This window comes from Lacihabitans sp. CS3-21, from assembly GCF_024343675.1.
Lineage (GTDB): Bacteria > Bacteroidota > Bacteroidia > Cytophagales > Spirosomataceae > Leadbetterella.
Genome location: NZ_RJUD01000079.1, coordinates 1 through 1,874 on the forward strand (window position 1 = coordinate 1; position 1,874 = coordinate 1,874).

At 35.2% G+C, this 1,874-nt stretch carries 2 protein-coding genes; one reads left to right on the forward strand and one right to left on the reverse strand.

All coding sequences use genetic code 11. The features are described from left to right. The coding region (locus EGI24_RS14520) for an aminotransferase class III-fold pyridoxal phosphate-dependent enzyme (protein ID WP_255049185.1) at positions 1-315 on the forward strand (315 nt) is incomplete at its 5' end. A gap of 24 nt (positions 316-339) precedes the next feature. On the opposite strand, the gene EGI24_RS14525 is transcribed toward EGI24_RS14520, so the two are convergent. Then, positions 340-1,860, reverse strand: a complete 1,521-nt coding sequence (locus tag EGI24_RS14525; protein WP_255049186.1) for a BACON domain-containing protein — start codon at positions 1,858-1,860, stop codon at positions 340-342. Between the last annotated feature and the right edge of the window lie 14 nt (positions 1,861-1,874).

The following is a 1,874-nucleotide window of genomic DNA, read 5'->3' on the forward strand; positions in this document are numbered from 1 at the left end:
GCTTGTGCTGCAGCGAGAGCGGTTTTGGATGTTATCAAAAAGGAAAAATTGGTAGAAAATGCTGCCAAAATCGGCACGTATCTTTTAACTGAATTAGCCAAACTTAAAAACGTTAAAGAGATCAGAGGCACTGGGCTTATGATAGGTATAGAACTTAAGGAATCTGTAGGTGAAATTAGAAATAAGTTACTTTATGAAGACCATATCTTCACAGGCGTAGCTGGTGCAAATACCATCCGACTATTGCCGAGTTTGGCACTTACCAAGGCTGAAGCAGATAGGTTTTTAGAGGCTTTAAGGAAATATGTAAACTAAAAGAAAGAGGCTCAAAAGCCTCTTTTATTTTGCCCTAATTCTACCTTGAGGATATCTGTTCATAAAACCGCAACCAATATTTACATTGGCAAAGCTACTTGAACTTGTGGCAGTAAACTTATTACCATTCACTAATACTGCCTGATCGAACGCCAATTGAAAGCAATTAGAGGCTGTCATGGTATTGTTTTTAAAACCAGCAATAACCTCCAAGTGTGTTTGATGACTAAATTTCTTTTTGGCGAAATTGCAGTTTAAAAAATTTATAGCACTATTATCACTAGAAACATTTACATCTATATAACAGTAGTCTCCCAGAAACTCACAATCCTGAATATTTACTTTTTTGGTACTGGCAAATTTTAAGCTGAAGAAATAAATATCTCTAAAACTTAAATTTTTCAAGGTTGATTCCAGATTTGATTTTAGGTCTAAAATACCAATAACACAATTATCGAAAAATACATGATGTATATTGGGCAAAGCTGTTCCAAATGATGACAATGAAACCTTTTCAAAATTTAAGGCCACTTTGGCATTTTTTATTAAAGCATAAGACACCTCCAAGTCATATTCAGACACTATCCCACCCCAATCTCCGTCAGTTGTGACCGTTTCGTTCGACCTGAATTCAATAATTTTGGATGATTCTCCATTAGCAACGAGTTTACCTAAAATATTGATTACCAATGGAGTCGGAAGTTTTTTAATTTTTATGATTGTACCAGGCTTAATAGTCAGTGAAAGCCCCTTAGGTACTGTTATATCCCCATTAAGATTTACATTTCCAGTCCATGTTTCATTTTTTGTTAATACATGGCCCTCAATGGTGCCTGTGATGGTATCGTCATAAATTCCAGAGATAGTTACCACGCTCGGCTTACCTAATACACCTAGTACTTTTGGTGTAATGGTCACTTTTGCCTCAAAGGGTCCCGCAGGCAGTGATGTAGGATCAATGCTAACCGCAATAGAGTCAGTAGAAGCTACATTTCCATTATTTTTACCCAATTTTACCCACGATTTGTCAGTAACTGCATCATAGCTCAAATTCTCAAGTCCTATCTTTTTAAAATTAATTTTGACTGACACCGCCTTTTTTATTGTGCCAAGTGAAATAGCATTTGTGTTAGTTTGGAGAATCGTTGGCACAAATTTACCTTTTACTTCAATCTGATAATCAGGAACTGGGACATCATTTACTGTTGACTTTACAGTTAAAGTAGCGTTATTGTCAGCTTCTATTAAATCTTTGGCTAATAAATCTACATGAAACTTAACTGTATCTGCTAAAAAACTTAGTGAACCATCTTTAGAATCAAGTACTAGCCAATTCTTATTTGAAGTAATCGTATACTTAATAACGCCAATGCCGTCTTTTTTTAGTCTAAAATGTCCTTTCGAACTTGATTTTATATCACCAAGATCGACTTGATTTTTTGAAACCACCAATTTGGGATTAGGAATTGGAAGAGGAGCAGGTACCGGTTCCTCACAGGAAATAAAAAGAATCAGAAAAGTAAAATAAAGACCGAGTTTTTTCAAAACTAACTATATTA